General features: G+C 42.6%; 17 protein-coding genes and 1 pseudogene. 8 read left to right on the top strand and 10 right to left on the bottom strand.

The annotated features are described in order from the left end of the window. Positions 1-283 precede the first annotated feature (283 nt). From L1D11_RS04920 to L1D11_RS04905, 4 genes are all read left to right on the top strand, one after another. Positions 284-694, top strand: a complete 411-nt coding sequence (locus tag L1D11_RS04920) for a cytidine deaminase (protein ID WP_239832384.1) — start codon at positions 284-286, stop codon at positions 692-694. A gap of 110 nt (positions 695-804) precedes the next feature. Then, positions 805-1182, top strand: a complete 378-nt coding sequence (locus L1D11_RS04915; RefSeq protein ID WP_239832383.1) for a DUF4440 domain-containing protein — start codon at positions 805-807, stop codon at positions 1180-1182. 57 nt (positions 1183-1239) lie between these two features. After that, positions 1240-1725: a GNAT family N-acetyltransferase gene (locus L1D11_RS04910; protein WP_239832382.1), complete on the top strand. Its 486-nt coding sequence runs from the start codon at positions 1240-1242 to the stop codon at positions 1723-1725. A 126-nt stretch (positions 1726-1851) separates the two neighbouring features. After that, positions 1852-2568 carry a hypothetical protein gene (locus L1D11_RS04905; protein WP_239832381.1) on the top strand — a complete coding sequence of 239 codons (717 nt, stop codon included), beginning with the start codon at positions 1852-1854 and terminating at the stop codon, positions 2566-2568. A gap of 47 nt (positions 2569-2615) precedes the next feature. Here the strand turns inward: L1D11_RS04905 and L1D11_RS04900 are convergent, their stop codons facing one another. The 5 genes and pseudogenes from L1D11_RS04900 to L1D11_RS04875 form a co-directional block, all read right to left on the bottom strand. Beyond that, on the bottom strand, positions 2616-3410 hold the full coding sequence (locus tag L1D11_RS04900) for an endonuclease (protein WP_239832380.1): 795 nt from the start codon (positions 3408-3410) through the stop codon (positions 2616-2618). Between the two features lie 281 nt (positions 3411-3691). After that, positions 3692-4923 (bottom strand): annotated as a pseudogene (locus L1D11_RS22605) (PAS domain-containing methyl-accepting chemotaxis protein). A gap of 131 nt (positions 4924-5054) precedes the next feature. After that, positions 5055-5633 carry a DUF2913 family protein gene (locus L1D11_RS04885; protein WP_239832379.1) on the bottom strand — a complete coding sequence of 193 codons (579 nt, stop codon included), beginning with the start codon at positions 5631-5633 and terminating at the stop codon, positions 5055-5057. 349 nt (positions 5634-5982) lie between these two features. Next, positions 5983-7230: a hypothetical protein gene (locus L1D11_RS04880; RefSeq protein WP_239832378.1), complete on the bottom strand. Its 1248-nt coding sequence runs from the start codon at positions 7228-7230 to the stop codon at positions 5983-5985. A gap of 209 nt (positions 7231-7439) precedes the next feature. Further along, positions 7440-8228, bottom strand: a complete 789-nt coding sequence (locus tag L1D11_RS04875; protein ID WP_239832377.1) for a helix-turn-helix transcriptional regulator — start codon at positions 8226-8228, stop codon at positions 7440-7442. Positions 8229-8327: 99 nt separating this feature from the next. On the opposite strand from L1D11_RS04875, the gene L1D11_RS04870 reads away from it, so the two are divergent. The 3 genes from L1D11_RS04870 to L1D11_RS04860 all read left to right on the top strand — a co-directional run bounded on the left by L1D11_RS04870 (position 8328) and on the right by L1D11_RS04860 (position 11014). Continuing rightward, on the top strand, positions 8328-9221 hold the full coding sequence (locus tag L1D11_RS04870) for a DMT family transporter (protein ID WP_239832376.1): 894 nt from the start codon (positions 8328-8330) through the stop codon (positions 9219-9221). Between the two features lie 192 nt (positions 9222-9413). Next, positions 9414-9560 (top strand): hypothetical protein, encoded by a 147-nt coding sequence (locus L1D11_RS04865; protein WP_239832375.1) that lies wholly within the window; start codon positions 9414-9416, stop codon positions 9558-9560. 1208 nt (positions 9561-10768) lie between these two features. Next, positions 10769-11014, top strand: coding sequence for a hypothetical protein (locus tag L1D11_RS04860; protein WP_032498029.1), 246 nt, complete (start codon positions 10769-10771; stop codon positions 11012-11014). 583 nt (positions 11015-11597) lie between these two features. Here L1D11_RS04860 and malG read toward each other — a convergent pair. From malG to malE, 3 genes are all read right to left on the bottom strand, one after another. After that, positions 11598-12488, bottom strand: coding sequence for a maltose ABC transporter permease MalG (gene malG, locus L1D11_RS04855; protein ID WP_239832374.1), 891 nt, complete (start codon positions 12486-12488; stop codon positions 11598-11600). Between the two features lie 11 nt (positions 12489-12499). Further along, entirely contained in the window at positions 12500-14071 is a 1572-nt protein-coding gene (malF, locus tag L1D11_RS04850; RefSeq protein WP_239832373.1) for a maltose ABC transporter permease MalF, read from the bottom strand. 81 nt (positions 14072-14152) lie between these two features. Continuing rightward, on the bottom strand, positions 14153-15337 hold the full coding sequence (gene malE / locus L1D11_RS04845; protein ID WP_239832372.1) for a maltose/maltodextrin ABC transporter substrate-binding protein MalE: 1185 nt from the start codon (positions 15335-15337) through the stop codon (positions 14153-14155). Between the two features lie 663 nt (positions 15338-16000). Here malE and malK point away from each other — a divergent pair. Then, on the top strand, positions 16001-17113 hold the full coding sequence (gene malK, locus L1D11_RS04840) for a maltose/maltodextrin ABC transporter ATP-binding protein MalK (protein WP_239832371.1): 1113 nt from the start codon (positions 16001-16003) through the stop codon (positions 17111-17113). Between the two features lie 195 nt (positions 17114-17308). Here the strand turns inward: malK and L1D11_RS04835 are convergent, their stop codons facing one another. Beyond that, the gene (locus tag L1D11_RS04835) at positions 17309-17509 is read right to left on the bottom strand and encodes a restriction endonuclease subunit S (RefSeq protein WP_239832370.1); all 201 of its coding nucleotides are present in this window, start codon (positions 17507-17509) and stop codon (positions 17309-17311) included. Positions 17510-17721: 212 nt separating this feature from the next. Beyond that, a complete protein-coding gene (locus tag L1D11_RS04830) occupies positions 17722-19638 on the bottom strand; it encodes a methyl-accepting chemotaxis protein (RefSeq protein ID WP_239832369.1) in 1917 nt (638 codons plus the stop codon). Between the last annotated feature and the right edge of the window lie 360 nt (positions 19639-19998).

Below are 19998 nucleotides of genomic sequence, written 5' to 3'. Positions count from 1 at the left end.
AACAACGCAACCACTCAATAGTGAGATTCCATTTTGTGAAGAGAACATGCATTGACGTCATCTTAATAAATGCCAACAAGTATAAGTTTTAGATATATTACCAACAGTAAAAACTAAGGTTTAATCGTGCTCAAGCGATATAAATTACGAATAGGCACCGCCGTTCTCGAAAGCGCTTGATTGGATATCATCGAGATACTTCCTCCTGAATACTTCAATCACCTATTTGGCGCTAGTAGTCCTCTCTCACTGCGGCAAATGACGACAAATTAAAAGGAATAGAATGAAACAAGAAGAACAAGAGTTATATCACGCTGCCGTTGAACTGATTAAAATACGGTATCCGCGAGGCTGGGGCGGTGCGGCGGCTGTAAGAACGGAAACAGGCAAAATTTTAACTAGTATTGCTCCCGATACGAAAAATGATGCACTTTCTCTTTGTATGGAGGTCGGCGCCTTTCTGGAAGCGCATAAATTGAACGAAAAAGTCACGCACTCTCTGTGTATCTGTCGAGAAGACGAGAGTACTGAGTTTTTGGTGCTATCTCCTTGTGGAGTCTGCCAAGAAAGACTGGTTCATTGGGGAGGCGACGTTAAAGCAGCTATCTCAACAAAAGAGAATAAGCTGGTGTTCAAAACTATCCGTGAATTAATGCCACACCACTGGTCGTTAGTAAATGGAACGACTCTATAACAAAACGCTTATTACCAAGCCTCGAAGCCCCTAAGCACTCTATACAATGCTTCTAGGGATGATACGTAACATAATAACTGGTAATTTGAAATCTACGCTAGGGAGCTCTATTGAACATTTTAATTCAGCAAGAAATCGATCTTCATCAATATGAAGTTCGACAAAACAACAATGATATTAAGCGTTTAATACATCCCGATTTTTCTGAAGTCGGTCGCAGTGGCGATAGCTATGACTTTATGTCTATCGTCAAAATGATGAGAGCAGAGGAACCTTCCACCTCAAAAATTCACTCACAAGACTACCAATGCCTTTTACTAAGCCCTTCGGTACACTTACTAAAATATCAGACTGCTTTGGTAAGTGAACTTGGTGATGTGAGTAACTATGCCAAACGTTGCTCTATATGGGTTTTGACTGAGGCTGGTTGGCAGCTTAAATATCACCAAGGCACACCATGTTTACCTTTCGAGCTAACCTACAGTTAAGACATCGCATCTGAACCTTGAATCTCGATTTTATTTAAGTACATAGTAAGGAGATACATGATTAAACTTAGAGAAATGCGCCATGAAGAGTACCCCGCTTACTGCGACTATTTTATTGACGATTACAGCCGTGAAATAACGAAAAACTATGGCCACTCTATGGAGCGATCCGTTGAGCTAGCTAAAAAAGATCTACATCGTTGCTTTCCGAATGGCCTTGAAGGAAACGAACATTCGCTTCTTTGTATCGAAGCTCAGTTAAATGGACAACCATGCCTTGTCGGCTACCTTTGGCACTCCATTAATACAGAAGATAAATCTACCTTCATCTACGACTTCTACGTATCTAATTTGTACCGAGGTGCTGGCTATGGAAAACAAGCTCTGAGCCTATTAGAGCAGCAGCTTAAGGAGCATGGTATTGAACAAATAAAGTTAAGAGTCGCGTACCATAATGAAAGAGCACTGAAGCTCTACCAAGCAGTCGGCTTCTCTATTACTGGTTTTAATATGTCTAAGAAAATAGGAGCTGTTGAAGCCTAAATCAACACAACCGAGCAATGGAACAGCTAAACATAATATTTGAGTGAGGATGAATTTTAAGCCACTCATCTCAATGGGATAAGTTCTGTACTCACCTATTGTCTTAATAAGTATCGAAGGAAAACTGTGAGCGAAGAAATTTATGACAAGATGTGGCAACGCTTTAAAGTTGCATCTGAAACCGACCAATATGAACTAGATTCATATCTATTAGATCTACCCAGCGACACTCGAAGAGGGATCACTGCTCTAGCCTATCTAAAACAAGGTAACAATGTTCTTCTCGACGAAATAATGAGATTTCAAGAGGCTGTAAACATACTCGAACCCGACCAATATTATCATCCTAGGGAGGAGTTACATTTAACCATTCTTTCCATCATTTCATGCGTTGCTAACTTTGAAATTACCCAGGTTAATGCTCAATCCTACATTGAGGTTTTCAATAAAGTTGTAGGTTCAATTGCACCCATTGAGATTGAATATAAAGGCATAAGTGCTTCTGAAAACTGTATCATCCTCCAAGGCTTTGCTATAGGTAATGGACTTGAACAGCTCCGAAACAAGTTACGTGAAGCATTGGTAGAGCAAGGGCTAAGAGTCACTTTCGATAGTCGATACAAACAGGTCACTGCGCACAGCTCTTTGATTCGCTTTAGTTCACCAGTTAATAATGCTCAGCGACTTTTTAACCTCTGTGAGCAATATCGAAATCATACGTTTGGTCGGATTACTCTTAATGACTTCGAACTGGTGTTCAATAACTGGTACCAACACTTGGATACCACTCAATCGTTGTCACGAGCCTGCATAGCACTCACTAAGAAAGTGTTCGCAAGATAAAAAGCCATCACTAGGATGGCTTCTTTGAATTGACTTCAGTGTATGTATCAACCATTACAGCGACTATCATATATGTCATTTACCCAGCTTGGGTTGTCGATGAACGGATTGCGGTTGCTTTGCCATTTGACGGCTTTTTCATGGCGGTTACGTTCCCAATCATCGACAGGGTCAGCGTTATGCCATTGCAATAATGTGCAAAGTTTTCCAACCTTAGGTTGCCCTGAAGAGCTCGACGTGTCATCGACTAGGTACAAGTCAGGCATTTTTGCGTCATTTCCCTCATAGCGTACAGCCATGTAGAAAAGCGAACGAGCGGTATCCCCTTTCACTGCATCGCGAGGTTCAAAGCTGTCGTAATCCGTCTTGTTAAGCGGTGACTTTTTCAATGGCGCTCCACCAAAATCGAAGTCTTTGTTCGAACGGATGGAGTTAATCTCTGCATCGGTTGGTTGAAGATGGTGAATGTCCGTATACCCCCACTGATCTTTACGCTTGAAACCAAAAGATTTTGGCCAAAGGTGTTCACGGTTCCAAGCATTCTTGTCGTTGTTGCCTGATGACGTAAAGTCTTTAGATTGTGAACGACCGCTATAATACAAAATCACATTGTTCGGGCTATTCGGATCTTCGTTGGTGTCTTTCAATGCAGACCACACCTGAGTGTAAGTGAGTTGCTTTTGCCCGCGAGCAGCAATCACACCAAGCATGTCTTTCAACGCATTCCCACTTAGCCCCTCAGCTTCAAGGTAGTAACCATCAGGGTAGCTAGTATTAGCAAGCGCAACTGGACTAAGAGCCGTCGAAATCAGCAAGAGGCTTAGATTTAAACGCATTTTCATTGTTTTTTATTATCCTTGTTATTGTTGTTATTCACCCACCATTGATGAGTGCCCTCATACTCTACAAAACACAACTTATATGCAATCTGTTTATTTATAAATCTCACTTGAGCTACAGCCTTAATATTTAAGCCGTAAGGTATAGCTGTGCACAAACCTGCAATGATCCATGCTTGGTAGGAGGTATATAGGGTCGGTGTGCTTACTCTCGAATTCTAGTAAGCCGCTTTTTGTTCGTGATGCAGGGCAAAAGTGAGTCACTTGCGCCCTGCTATCTTCGGTTAAGTTAAGTTCGAGACAGATCTAGCCACGTCTTCAGCGCCTTTTTGTATCTCTTCGATCACAACAGATACGCTTTCAAGCCTATCGTTTGTTTCGATAGACGATTGACTGATCACTTCCATAGATTGAGTAATGTCGTTGGTTAGAGATAAGTTCTCTGCAACCACTCGACTGATTTCTTCCGTTGAGTCGGATGTTCTCGAAGCTAAAACCCTGACCTCATCAGCAACCACGGCAAAACCACGCCCGTAATCTCCAGCCCTAGCCGCCTCAATTGCGCATTAAGCGCCAATAAATTCGTTTGATCAGCAATATTGCCAATGACCTGCACAATGTTTTCGATGCTGCCCGATAATTCAGTCAGTCGACGAATTAGCTTTTCAGACTTCTCGATATCTTCAACCACATTTTTAGACAGCTCACGGGTCAGTGCGAGAGAAGATTGCCCATCGCTTGCCACTTGTGCTGTCTCTACCGCGGTGCTGTAAGCAATAGACGTCGCATCCGACGTTGCCTCTTCTTGCAGCACTTCATTGGTAATATCGGAAGCAAACTTAACGACTTTATAGACCTCTCCTCGCTCATTCTTTATCGGGCTGTAAGAGGCTTGAATCCAAACTTTTCCACCATGTCGATCTTTTCTTAAGAAGCGCCCAGTAAATGCTCGCCCCGATTGCAGCTCTTTCCAAAAGTTAGGGTTCTCTTTGTAAAATTCGTCAAAACAGAACATCCTATGATTCTGCGAAATAACCTGTTCTTTTGAGTAACCCAAGGTTTTCAGGAAGTTGTCATTTGCATCCAAAATATTGCCATCAGGCGTAAACGAAATAGTCGCAAAGGTTTGGTTGAGTGCGTCTAATAATTCGCTGTCTAGCGTCTGCTTTACATGAGACTCGGTAACATCAGCGGCAACTTTAACGACCTTTTGCACTTCCCCATTTGAAATAATCGGACAATAACTAGCCTCGATATGGACTTGTCGCTTTCCCTTCGCGTAACGAGGAAAAACACCGCTTTTCTTTGAACCTGCAGCAAGGTCTCGCCAAAATTGCATATAGTGCGAGGTATTCACTATCTCGTCAGAACAAAATAGAGAGTGATGTTTACCTTTTATTTCATCCAGTGAATAGCCCATCAATGTTAAGAATGGCTCACTCGCGTCCAACACATGCCCGCGAGTATCAAAAGACACCATTGCTAAAGAACGATTCAGTGAATCAACAATATCCATATTGTGATCAGATTGATCTGTGCTTTTTTCCTTCTTTTTAAAAAAAATGATACTGTCCACCTTCAAAAGTAATAATTAATTTAATGTTTTATACCCTTAGTAAATAAGGACTCAATTCGTATCGTGCCAATTTAGTTAACGACAGAAAGTTCTACGATTGGCAACCTGCTAGTAAGATGCGTATTGAGTTCGACTTGATGAAAGCCAAACAGCTGGACAATATGAATAAAGTTGTCGACGTTAATATTGGATAAACTGACCGATAATGGCTTAATTTGTTGTTGCTCATCTGAGAAGCATTGCTCTAGGTGTGCCTGCGAGACATATAAAGTACTAGGAAGATATTCAGACACGCCCTCATTAAGGTCTGCCGTTATTCCATGATCTTCTCTCAAATATTCAAGTAGATAGTGAAGCTTATGCATGTCATTCAACCTATCCCTGTAGCTTTGGGATAGCTCTCTAAGCTCACATAAACGCTCTTCAAGTAAGGCAGAGCCATACTTGCCAGCCTGTATGATCGACTTTATCTCTTTCTTAATGGTTTTATATTTGATCTTATTTATTTTTGGCTTAAACCATCGCACCAATATCTGGTTTCGGACATCTCTAGAAACATGATTCCTTGAGTTGGCAACCGAAATCCAAAGGTGCAATAAAGCGTTGTCTATCGTGGTTGAGAGTAAACGCTCGTATTTGTAACTCGACATTGTCACTCTTTATTTTCGAACTGCTACATTTTGTAAAACTAACGAGGTTCATTACCTTGCCTATCTGTATAAAAACCGCCCAGACAGTGAATAACGGTCCGGTTGATAATTAAGATATAGATAAGGCATTAAGCCCCTACTGCATGGGTTTACTTATTAACGAATACTTCGTTTTCACAAGGATATTATCGTGTAAATGTCTTTGATGTAACAGCACATTTATTTAAACAAATTTAAGCTCATATGGTGCGCTTTATGAACAAGCACTATTGCAGCAGCTAGCGCAAACAACACATTTGCGCCAGCTGACAAGCTTAATGATGGCTCACTGTTTAAGGTTAATTGAAAGCTATTGCGTCAAGTCAGCCTTAATTTGATCAACTTGATTCGCCAAAGAAGTATCTTGGAAATATTCACTGTGTGTTTTACCTAAGTACAGCTTCTTGTTTTTAACTCGTTGATCCAACTTATCTTTAATAACAGTGCCTTGTACCAACTTGTTGTCTAGCTCGCTGGCGATAGTAGAGCTGTCTAATACTTTGTTACCTTTCGTATCATAATAACGAACTTTACCGATATTCTTATCAAATGGATCACAGTAGGCTATGCCTAAATCACCACTTTCAATAATGTCGTTGTATTGGGCTTTGGTGATTGGTGCCTCTTTATTCGATACGAATTGGCTACCTCGAACACACCAATTGATTCGGGTACCTACGTCTGGGAAATACGCCGAAATTAAGTTAACGGCATAATATATATCAGGATCTGATAGATTTGATTTTGCATATATATCAATCACCTTACCGCCAACCACTTGATACTCAACGTCCCCATTGTCATAAGACTCTAAAAAGTAGCTGTTTCTAAACATCTCGCTAAAGCTGACATTATCAACAGAACGCCCGCTATCAGATTTGAAGCTCTTCAGTTGCTGCTTATATTTAACGTTGCCCGTAATAATGTTGGTCATTAAACCAATCACCGTGTTTTTCGAAGAATCACTTTCCCAGGCTGTATAGTTACTTATATTTTGCTGAGGTGTCTTTGTTACAGCATCAGCTTTGACACTGTACTTATAACGAAGCTCGGTAATGTCGTCACCAACTTTAGTTTCCTTAGCGTCGGGTTTGTAACGGCGAGCTTCGCAATCTTGAAAGTTTGCATCGTAGTAGAAATAACTGATCCAATCTTTTGCCTCAATCATCTCTTTACTGTGAGCAGAATAATCGACGATTCCGTTTGCACCATAAACACCATAGAAGCCTTTTAGATCTTTTTGTTCCTTAGCATTTAGTCCCTTGTTGAACTCATCATTCCAACCAAAACTGTAAATGTTAAACAGGTTCAGAGTCTTTTCGCACTGTTTAATATCGGTGCTACCGATAGTGTTAGCCGAATACATGACAGGGCTGCTAGCGAATTTCTTTGCTGCATCATCTTTTGGATCAGCCACGCTACCTTTTGCTGGAGTGACCGACATTTGAGGCACCACTGTTTGTTTCTTTTGAGCCGGTGGCGCTGAACCGCCGCCGCCACCTCCGCATGCAGTAAGTGTGGCAACTAACGCTGATATGATTGAGATTTGGAACTTCAAGGTTTTCCTCGATACGTTGAGCAAGTGGTAAATAAATCATCACCGAATTACCGAAAGAATACTAAACGCTTATATAACCAAATTAAAACCATAAAAGAATCAGGTTTAGAACCAAGCTAAAACAAATTGAATTTAACCAACATAAACAATACTTTAGATATAAAAACCGTAGCCTTCATACTGTTAATCGAAGGAATTAACTAAACCTATTACAACAAACGGTTCTTATACTGTTCGGGAGTTTGACCTGAATACTTCTTGAACATACTGATGAAAGGACTGGCTTGGTTGTAGCCTAACGTAAGCGCAACTTCTTTAACCGATTGCCCATTTCTTAGCAGATCCATTGAATATAAATAGCGAACGCGCAGTCTCCATTCAGTAAAACTCATGCCCAGTTCACTTTGGCAATGACGCGACAAAGTACGCTCGGTAGCATGTACTTTCTCCGCCCAATCTTTCAACGAAACTTCATCCGTTGGGTTCTCTTCTATCGCTGCTAAAATAGGCGCAAGGTATTTGTTGTCGGTTGACGGTAAGAAGTGGTGTTCAACTTGACGCTCTGCGAGTTGATCCAATAAGACCTGAACCAATCTCTTATCTGGTTCGGTTTGTGCCACGTTGATATCACGTTGACGAAAATCATCTATGATCGAAGAGACTATCGGCGTGATCTTAATTAGGCTGGTCTTTTCAGGAAGGTGCTGAGTTAGCTCTGGGGCGATATTCAGTGAGCAGTAATCAAGTGGTTTACGGTTATAACTGCAGTGCCTAACCCCTGCTGGCACCCAAATTGCGAGATGTGGCGGCGCCAAGAAGCGAGTTCCCTCGGCCTTCATTTCAAGAATCCCACCACTGATCAACTGAACCTGTCCCCAAGGGTGACTGTGGACACGCGTTTCAGTATTCGATAAGAACGCTTCAAAATTCATAAATACGTTGGATGGTGCCTTATCAATTGATAAGGATGGATGAAGGTTTCTTGGGTGTTTTTTCAAACTTGTCTTCCTATCGCGCCTGATGTCTTTTTAAAGATATCTGTAAGTATAACGACCTGTCAAACTAGCCGCATCAACTCATTTTGCGATGGAATTCACATGCATTATCTTTTACCTTTTTTCACAGTCTGTATCTGGGGTGCCAATGCGATAGTCAACAAGCTCGCTGCAAGCACCATCGAGCCAAGCGCGATGAGTTTTTACCGTTGGTTTATTGCAATGTTAATTCTGACTCCTTTCTGCATTCGCTCGGTTATCAAACAGTGGCCAATCATTAAACCTAACTTATCAAAGCTGGCTTTCCTTGGCTTTCTAGGCATGGTGTTGAACCAGTCTTTAGGTTACTACGCAGGCTTAACCACTTCCGCTTCGAACATGGCTTTGATTACATCATTAGTGCCATTGTTCAGTGTATTCCTTAGCGTTCCACTGCTAAACAAGTCGATTTCAAGTTTGAGTATTGTAGGCGGTGTGTTGTCTCTATCAGGCTTAGCATTAATGCTTGGTAAAGGCGATCCCCTATTCTTTATCCATCAGGAGTTAACGCAGGGCGATGGCTACATGTTAATCGCAGCTTGTGTGTATGCTTCTTACTGCGTGTTGCTAAAACGTTGGAAAATGCCTATAAGCAATTGGGTAGTCATCTACATGCAAGGGATATTCGCGGTCGCGATGCTGGCCCCACTTTGGCTAACGAGCGAGCAGCTAGTGCCTTCACAACAAGCCATTCCTTTGATTGCTTACGCAGCTGTAGCGGCTTCTATTTTGGCACCTTGGATGTGGGTTAAAGCAATTGACACGATTGGCGCTGATTCAAGTGCGATGTTCATGAACTTAATGCCTGTAGTCGCGATTGTATTGGCATCGACATGGTTAGGCGAAGAGATTAACCACTTCCATATCATTGGCGGTATCATGGTCGTTTCTGGTGTTATCCTTGCTCAAGTAAAAAGAAAACCAAGGCTTGAGGCTCCTCTCCCTCAACAAAGCTAAGCGAATGACCCAACGCTCATATTAGGATAAATACTCAAACTCACTGTCTCACAGTGCCTACTCCTAAAGTAGGTACTGCTGTTTTATTCACAAGCCTTTCAAATGCTTTTAATAAGCGTTCATTGTGGTTGCAACATGTTACGAGTCAGGTTTAATGCATTAAATACTGTTTAAGTTGTAAAATGAATTAAAATGACTCAACTAACGATCCCTGCGGTCATCTCGTCCCTGCTTGCTTTATCATCGACTTCAAGTTTTGCTGCCACTGTTCCTGCTGATAGATCATTAGCTGAAGAACAACATTTTATGCGTGGTAATGGCACAGAGCCAATACACTAGACCTAGCGCCATAAACTCAGGCATGCCCAGTGAGATTATCGTCAATTATATGTTTGAAGGTTTTGTTATCGAGAAATACTGGTAGACAAAGTGACAGGGTAAGGAGATCCAAAGCGAAACAACTAATCGAAGAACCAATCTGGATACAACAAAGAAAACCCTCTGAAATTCACTCTCACCTAGGGCACCAGCCAGAACCACAAAAAGATCGTCATCGCAATTGCACCTATGTGGAAGCCGCTCAGGGTAAACATTGAATTACAAAATATCGAGTGGGATGCCTACGTAGCGGCGAAAGGAACTGGAGACTATCAACTTTTGCACGCTCATTGACATTTGGTGATTATCCTTAGCCCTCGGCGCTGTTAGAAGCTTTCACTTGTCATCATACTGCTAACGAACATGGTTTTTGTAATCCAGACTATGATGAGCTTTTAAATAAATCAAGAAAAACGAAAAATCAAGCTAATCGCTTCGCTTTATACCAGCACACTGAATCACCGATAAACAAATAATCAGCATTTATGCCTTTATATTGCCACAATTACACTCAATTAGTGCGAAATCACCTCAAATTCTTTCCAAACAACAATCCAAAAGGAAATATCTTCGCTAAGGACCTATACTTCATAGAATAACAAAAATGAGCTCAGAAATAAAAATTTCAACTACCACTTTAGTGGTGAAAAGATAGAATCACTTTAACTAAATCAAATAAAACAACGGTTAGTTGGCTAACATAATAAAGGTACCGTAACGAGTACCACACGGCTTAGAAACACCTAGCATAGCTAGGTGTTTTTTTTTGCAATCGACCTTTCGAACAATTTACTCGATAAAGTACACCTCTGTTGAAGCATCACCTTTAACGCCTTTGAACATCAATATTCACCAACTCATCATTTGTTCGAAAAAATAGTCTTAATCGTGAAATTATCCGCTTTAAATTATGTCGTCTTAAGTAAAGCCCACTAACCGCTCTACCCTCCAAAACCTTATTACTATGCCAAGTACCTGCTTGGCACTTACTAACCCCTTAGCTCTGTGTATCTATATAAGACACACCTATGAAAGCGTGATAGCCAACCAAAGGTTGAAATGAATCGAAGCTGAATGTCGGATTTATTTTGACTGTAATAAAGTCGTCATTTTGCTCTGGTTAAATACCGCCAATCATAATGGATGTATTAAATTTCCCGGAGCTACACTTGAGCGTCACACGCCCCACTCTTAGCGAAGCTACACTAAACAATTTGAAGGCTGTTGAGTACCAATGGGTTAGAACTTTGTACGTCGAAGGCTACGACAGTAATGAGATCAACCACTACATCCAAACCTGTTTCGGCGGTGACTCGACGTTTGCGGATCTGTTTCGTCGCGTGGCCTTGGATCAAGAAAGTATCTATGTATTGCTGCAACACCTTGGATGCGCTCCTTCGAGTAAAGAGTTCTAACTCAATACTCAACCACACACTTCACAAAATAATACCCAAAGCACCTTATATAAGCGCATGAAATAACGAGCAAAAGCTCTAAAAGGCACAATTGTGTCTATGTCCTTTTTTATGCAATATCCATAGTTGTTGCATACAAATCATTGAAGTATCACGCAATGGAATATTAGCAAACTATCAATAGAGCAACGGCCCCTTATACTGAATGTCTGATTTGTGAGACTCGTTCATTTCCTCAAGTAATCGAGATGATGCAGTCAATGTTTAGGAAAGAAGTGACTCGAAGCTTTAAATACTCAAGCCGTTGTAAACATAACAATCGTGCTGGGTACACTGTTAACGAGCAAAGCTGACACAAAGATAAGATCAAAACGGCAGGCATAAAAAAACCCAAGTAAATACCTGGGTTAGAGTTACAAAAACCACTAATCAATAATAGCGTAAGGAACCTGATTAGTAGCCAGCTATGCGTAACCTGAGGGTTATTTTTATTACTGATCGGCGGCCAAACCAAATGATGTAATAAAAATGCCAATATAGAGCGACCTAATGGTCGCTCTTTTTCGTTCTTATAGGGTACAGCTTATCCTTTTACACCACCTGCCGTCAAACCGCCAACTAACCAACGTTGAGCAAGTAAGAACACGATAGTGATAGGAAGCGCTGAAAGTACAGCCGCTGCCGCAAAGTCACCCCATAAGTAGTTCTGAGGGTATAGGTATTGCTGCATACCTACTGCTAGCGTGTAAGAGTTCACATCAGTAAGTAGGATAGACGCTACTGGAACCTCACCAACTGTCGCAATGAAAGATAGGATAAACACCACCGCTAGAATTGGCACAGACAGCGGCAGTAGAACCAACCTGAATGCTTGCCATGGCGTTGCACCATCTAGTGCTGCCGCTTCTTCTAGAGAATTATCAATCGTCTCAAAGTAGCCTTTAATCGTCCATACGTGCAGTGCGATACCACCTAAGTAAGAGAAGATCAAACCGCCGTGCGTATTCAAGCCCAAGAACGGTACGTATTGTCCAAGTTTGTCGAACAGCGCGTAAATCGCTACAAGAGCCAATACCGGTGGGAACATTTGGAAAATCATCATCGCTTTCAGGATTGTGTTTTTACCTTTAAAGCGCATACGAGCAAACGCGTAAGCTGATGTCGTAGACAGTGCCACAATCAGAATCGATGTAGTACCCGCCACTTTCACTGAGTTCCACAACCAAGTCAGTACTGGGAATGGTGGTGTTGTTACCGAACCATCCGCGTTTGTTACTGAGATACCTAGTGCAAGTTTCCAGTGCTCCAGCGATGGATTGTCTGGAATCAAGCTACCCGTTGCGAAGTTACCTTCACGGAACGAGATCGCGATGATCATTAATAGTGGGAAGATAATCATTGCCAGGAAGCACCACAACAGTGCATGCGTTGCCCACACTCGGTATTTAAGGCCTTTACCTTGTACCATAGCCATTGTCGTGCTCCTTAATCTTGAGACAGTTTAGTGAAACGAAGGTTTAGTAACGCTAGTGCACCAACCAATAGGAAGATAAGCGTCGCGATAGCACTTGCTAGACCAAAGTCTTGACCGCCGCCGCCTTCGAATGCGATTCGGTAGGTGTAGCTTACAAGCAAGTCTGTGTAACCCGCTGGCTCAGAAGTGCCAATCATGTTCGGGCCACCGTTCGTTAATAGTTGAATCATTACGAAGTTATTGAAGTTAAAGGCAAACGCTGCAATCAATAGCGGTGTTAGCGGCTTAATCATCAATGGGAAAGTGATTCGCTTGAAGTTATCAAGGAAGTTCGCACCATCGATTGCTGACGCTTCGTATAGGTCATCAGGAATCGCTTTAAGCAGACCCATACATAGAATCATCATGTAAGGGAAACCTAGCCATGTGTTTACAATCAACACCATGGTTTTCGCAAGAATCGGGTCAGAGAACCAGTTCGGGCTTAGGCCGAAGATATTCTCAAGTACCATGTTGATCTCACCAAAGCTCTGGTTGAATAGACCTTTAAAGATAAGAATCGAGATGAACGCTGGTACCGCGTAAGGCAGAATAAGCAGAACTCGGTAAATAGAACGACCTTTCAGCTCTTCCCACTGTACGATGTTTGCAAGTACAAGACCGATAATCAGAGTGAACGCCACAGTACATACAGAGAAAATAACCGTCCAGATGAAGATGCTGATGAAAGGTTCTTTAATACCGTCATCTTTCCATACACGTTCAAAGTTGTGCGTACCGATGCCAACGACGAAGCCAGGAGAAATAGTGTTACCAGTAAACTCAGCGTTTGCATCAACAGGTTGGTAGAAACCGACTTCCATATTTGGCTTTAATACATCACCGGTTTCATTGTTAACCAGTGTTTCACCATCTTCTTGTAGTGTGTAAAGCGGAGCAACAGAAGCAAAATTACGCAAACCGCTCATGCGGATGTCATCGCCGTTTGGCAGATGGAAATCAACGCCACTAAGCGCTGATCGGTTTTGAATGATCGCTTTGATCTTCTCTTTTTCACCTTGAGCCGACTCGATAACCGATAGGTCCATATCTGTCGCTGTCATACCTTCTAACGAAAATACATCAGTCGCTAACAGTTGGTCGCCATCTTTAACCACGATTTGGTGGCCGTTATCTGTTTTGTACAAAGTGAATGGGTAGCTTTCGCCGCTTTGGAAAGAGCGGTCTAAAAGAACGGTTTGAGTACGTTCCAAAGAAAGTTGGTTTTTTGCGCTGTAGTTAGTAAACGCTAGCCCAACGGTGTATGCCAATGGGAAAAGAATGAACAAAATCATTCCGGCAATACCCGGGTAAATATAACGGTGGGCGTAAGTTTTCTTACTACCAAAAATGTAAAGAGCTAAAGCCGTTAAGATCACTGTAAGCAGCGCAAAAGCGAGCTCACCGCGAGAATACATTAGAATTGTAGCGTAGCCGTTAATTAAGCCAACGCTACCAAGCAACCCCCATTTGATGAAGACGCTTTTACTGCCTGGAAGGCTTGATGGTGCTGGGATAGCATCTGTACCTTGAACTGACTGCATAGAGGAACCTGCTAGCGATATAGATAAAAAATAGAAAAGTAAGGAGAGGTTGCCCTCTCCTTAAAAGGAAGTGCTTAGTTATTACTTAGTCATGCGAGCTTCAGCACCTTTCAGCGCTTGGTCTACTGTTTGACGACCATCAACTACGTTGCCGATCGCTTCTTCCATGCTGTACCAGAACGTTGTGAACTGAGGAATGTTAGGCATGACTTCGCCGTTCATCGCGTTGTCCATTGTTGCTGCGATACGAGTGTCGCTGTCTAATTGACGTTGGAAAGAGTTTAGAGCAACAGCGCCAAGTGGTTTGTCGTCGTTCAGGCTCTTCATACCTTCATCAGTTAGTAGGTAGTTTTCCATGAACTCAACCGCTAGGTCACGGTTTGGAGAAGCTGTGCTGATACCACCAGCCCATACGCCAACGAAAGGTTTAGATGCTTTACCGTTGAACTTAGGTAGAGTTGCTACGCCGTAATCTACGCCAGCTTTCTCGATGTTTGCCCAGCCCCAAGGACCGTTGATTGTCATCGCAACATTACCCGCAACGAACTCAGACTCAGCTACCGAGTAATCCATGTCTGCAGAAATAACTTTGTCTTGTACCATTTTCTCGATAAAACCTAGAGACTTCTGAACACCGTCAGTCGCTACGCCCGCATCTTTAATGTCGTAACCTTCAGCAACCTGTTTGAATGCATAACCGCCGTCAGCTGCGAGTAGAGGCCAAGTGAAGTATGCGCCGCCACGTAGGGGCCACATGATCGCTTTCTTACCGTCTTTTTGAAGCTCAGCGTTAAGTGCTGGGATTTCTTCCCAAGATTTAGGAGGGTTTGGAACAAGTGCTTTGTTGTAAATTAGAGAAACTGACTCAACGGCGACTGGGTAAGCAATTGTTTTACCTTCGTATAAAACAGCGTCCCATGCGAAGTCTACGATACCTTCTTTAGTCTCTTTAGAAGGTTTGATATCAGCAAGAAGACCCGCTTCTGCAAAACCACCAAAACGGTCGTGAGCGTAGAAGATCATGTCTGGGCCATCGCCAGCTGCTGCTACTTGTGGGAATTTTTCTTCTAGCTTATCAGGGAAAGCGACTGTTACTTTTACACCAGTATCTTCTTCGAAACGTTTACCTACTTCAGCCATTCCTTCATAAGCTTTGTCACCACCTACCCAGATTGTTAGTTGTCCTTCTTCGATAGCAGCGTTTGCACCAAAAGAACCCAGAGCAACCAATGTACCTAGAGCTACAGCGCTTAGAGCGTTTTTCATGTGAATATCCTTTTTATATTTATACGTAGGGCACATCAACCAAGACGAGCCAGTTTTCGGAGTTATGATCTGAGAAAACAGACCCTAGCTCATCATCCTAGCCACTACGCCCTAGCTATTATGGCTTAAATTCGTGATCGCCATCCGGTCAGATTAGAGACTGCAATCACAAAACGTATAGTCATCGTGATCAACATCACCGTTATGTGGTGGATTTATTTGAACTGGATCGCCAATTATTAATAACCCCGTATATCTACTCCTCCCCTCCTACTCCCCCTAGTTAATTTTCCATTAGGAGGATGTCCCCTTACGCCATTTCACCGAAACTGTATTCATCCAAGAGTGGATAGAAAGAAACCTTTACCGACAAGTGCTATGCATTGACGCATTATTCATTTAGTTGGCTTCACTGCCCGCTGGTGTCTTATATTAGCATCGAGCTAAATCTGTGATTGAATCACGGGGGAGGTTTAGCTAAATGTGGGGGAAATGGACATCAGTTTGGCTATGACGGGTGGGCCTGGTTAAAGAAGCCAAGTCTCACCCACTTTTTTCTTACTCACTCAATACTTACCAATTCCTACAGTTACTGCTGACCCAAAAATTTCTTATAATGATAAGCAGTAAAACTTAAAATTTGATCGATCGAGGACAAGCTAGATGGCGAGTGTCACGTTAAAAAACGTTTATAAATCATATGGTGATGTACAGATTTCTAAGGACGTAACCTTAGACATCAACGAAGGTGAGTTCGTAGTATTCGTTGGACCATCCGGTTGTGGTAAATCGACGCTATTACGTTGTATCGCAGGTCTAGAAGACATTACGTCTGGTGATTTGTACATTGGCGACCAACGCATGAATGACGTTGAGCCTTCAAAGCGTGGCGTTGGTATGGTATTCCAATCATACGCGCTTTACCCTCACCTCAACCTATACGACAACATGTCTTTCGGTCTTAAGCTAGCAAACGCAAATAAAACTGAGATTGACAAACGCGTTGAACATGCTGCAGAAATCCTTCAGCTTGGTCACCTTCTTGAGCGCCAACCTAAAGCGCTTTCTGGTGGTCAGCGTCAACGTGTTGCGATTGGTCGTACTCTGGTTTCTCAACCAAACGTATTCCTACTTGATGAGCCACTATCAAACCTAGATGCTGCACTACGTGTTCAAATGCGTTCGCAAATCACGAAGCTACAGCGTCAACTCGGTTGTACCATGATCTACGTTACCCACGACCAAGTGGAAGCGATGACAATGGCGGATAAGATCGTTGTTCTTGATGGTGGTTACGTATCTCAAGTCGGTAAGCCGCTTGACCTTTACCACTACCCTCAAAACCGTTTCGTTGCTGGCTTTATTGGTTCACCGAAGATGAACTTCATGTCTGTACACATTGAACAAGCTGAAGCAGAACGCGTATTGATACAACTTTCTAATGGCATGACTTTCTGGATTCCTGTTGACGGGACGACGGTTAATGCTGGCGATCGTATGTCTCTGGGTATTCGTCCTGAACACTTGATGTCTGCTGAATCAGGTGACGCGACGATTGAAGCTGACGTGATGATGGTAGAGAAACTAGGTAACGAAACTCAGGTTTACCTAAACCTTGAAAGTGCCGATGCTGATGTTATCTATCGCCAGCCAGACACGTTAAAAATCGAATCAGGAGACAAGTTGGCGATTGGTATTCCAGCGCACCGTTGTCACCTGTTCCACAGCGATGGCCGCGCATGTCGTCGTCTGTACAAAGAGTACGGCACTGAATAAGCGCTAAGCTTTTAAGATATAACTTGCCCTATTCAAATCCCTCTTACTCTGTAAGGGGGATTTTTCTTTAGATTCGACCTATATCAACGAGCAATAAAAAAGGCCTAGCGTGTGCTAGACCTTTATCTGTTCTGTTTGAGCCTTAGCCCAACCAATCACTTAACAGTACCACCTAAACATAGGTTTATTTTAAGCTTAGTGGATTGGCGTATCATTCTGTTTGTTGAACTGACCAAAGTGCGCTTCTAATACTTCAGGTGTCAGTTTGCCTTCCGCTTCTAGTCGCTTAAATTCAGCAACGATCGCTTTTTGCTCTTCAAGTGATGGCAGTTTTACCTCAGGCTCATCGCCCATCTCTTGAGTCATCTGCTCTAGTTCTTTTTCAAAATCGCTCATGATACATACTTACCTAAATATTAAACCTAATCAGATTTTACTCATTTCCGCTCCGTGATGCTAGATTGATTGAAAGTAAAGCACGAAACCAGATCAAGCTAAGGTCAGTTAGAAGATAATAAGCCCACAAATCGAAAGAACTGGATTCACGATAAAATGAACCCACCTCTTAGTCTATATTCCTTTCTAACCCATGTTACAGCTTGAAGGGGTTAAAGCTTAAATGAACCAACCATCTTATCTAGGCGAGAAGACAAGTCACGAAGCTCTTGGCTCGCTTCAGCAAGTTGCTCAGCAGTGCCTGTTGTCACTTCGTTAATCGCGTTGATCTCTTCGATGTTCTGGTTAATGGTGTGAACCACCGTTGATTGCTCTTCAGTTGCTGTCGCGACTTGCGTGTTACGGTCAGAGATATCAACGATACGGTCAGAAATACCGCCCAATACATCGACCGCTTCATCTGATGCTGATACACCTTCAAGCGTAATCACTTTGCCCGCACTCATCGCCGTTACCGCATCTTTTGCATCGCTTTGCAGTTGGTTGATCATCTTCTGAATCTCTTCCGTTGAATCCGCAGTGCGACTTGCTAGGTTACGAACTTCATCCGCTACTACCGCAAACCCACGACCTTGCTCACCGGCACGCGCAGCTTCAATCGCAGCGTTCAATGCAAGCAAGTTGGTTTGCTCTGAAATATCGCGGATAACACCCAGAATAGAGCCAATGTCTTGAGTGGTAGAAGCCAGTTGCTCTACTACCTGACCCGTGCTTTCGATGTCTTGAGCCAAACGGCTAATCGCATCTTTTGCTTTGTTCACAACAGAACGGCCAACTTCTGTATTACCTGAAGCCTGTGTTGCCGTTTCAGCCGCAGTTGCCGCATTCGATGCAATTTCACTGATGGTCATACCCATTTGGTTAATCGCAGCAACTACTTGAAGGGTTTGATCACGTTGCTCTTGGCTATTATCGTGGGTGATGTGTGCTTTATTAGAAACACTCTCGGCCGCCACTTGAAGCGCTTGGCTTGTCGAACATACCTCTTTCATGGACTCGTGAATCTTTTCAATAAATCCGTTAAAGCCCTTTGAAAGCTGTGCGATTTCATCATTGCCTTTGACTTCGATACGCTGTGCTAGATCGCCATCACCTTCGCCAAGGTCACCGAAGCGCTTAGCCAACAGCTTAATCGGCTGAGTGATGCTATTTGCTAGCACTACGCCCATTAGGATAAAGACCAACGCCACAACCGCAGTCATGATCAGCATCTTTTGCGCTGTCGCATCTAACTCTGCAAATACTTCACCAGTCGGAACCACACCAATAACAAACCAGTCCATTGAAGACACATACAAGCTTGCCACAAACAACTCTTGGCCCTGGCTTTCAGTGGTAATCAGGTTAAAGCCCGACTTGTTTAGTAGTTGGCTTGCTTGAGGACCGTAGAGTTGTTGAAGTGAAGAATCACTGCGAGAACGTTCACGGTGAATTTGAACATCACCCTGGCTATCGGTTAAGAATACGAAGCCTGTATTTTCAATCTTAAAACCATTGAGTAGCTTAACCATGTCATCCATCGACTTTGATAGACCTGACATCGCCAAACCAGAAGGCTGTTGGTAGTTAGCAAACATCTTCACTTCGCCATTGGCTTCTTGGAACATGCTCACCATGGTTGGCAGCCCAGATTGAGTAAAACCAAAGAACCAACCATCTTGTTGTTGGTTTAGCTGACGCAAGAAGCCGTTTTGGTTCCAGTAATATGCGGTTTGACGGTTCGCTACCGATGCATCATTCAACTGATACTGATTGCGAACATTATTCAGTTGTTTAACCAACTTACTCTCTAACGTTGGATCGCGATCTGTCGACTCGATTACATCAGAAATGAATTCATTTGAAGCAATTTGCTCAGCGGCCAACAATAACTGAGAAACTTCACGGTCAATCTCACCATTGATTCGCTCAAGCATTCCAGGAAGTTCAATATTGACCAGTCGATGACTCAGTACATCTCGTGCTTGTTGCTGCGCCATCGCGCCAACAATAACCGTAGAGGCAAGAACCGCAAAAGTAATACCCAGTACTACCTTTTTCTTAATACTTAGAGAGTTAGTTTTAAACATATTTGGACCTTTAAAAAGCATCGCTCTTAATTCGCATCCCCAAAACAGGGCCTTTTAGTGCATCCCAAGCTGAAATACACAGTCTGAGTTGTGTATCGACCAATGCCTATAAATCTAAAGAGGAATGTCCCCAAAATTTGCAAAAATAATGTAATAAGCAAAACAATCAAAAATCATATGGCATCAGCAAACCAAACATGCTGCCATTTGTCCTTCACCCCCTGCATAGTTAAAACTTCCACAGCTATACACAACAGCCTCAGTAAGTACTTTTATGTATAAACATCGATTGATATGGTAAAAATCAACAATCAAACGCGTTGCTCGCTAAACACTTGTTAATATTTCCAATTTTGAAAA

This window comes from Vibrio sp. Isolate32 (assembly GCF_022397955.1).
Lineage (GTDB): Bacteria > Pseudomonadota > Gammaproteobacteria > Enterobacterales > Vibrionaceae > Vibrio.
Note: the sequence above shows the minus strand (reverse complement) of the source record. Positions and strands in the feature narration are given on the sequence as shown.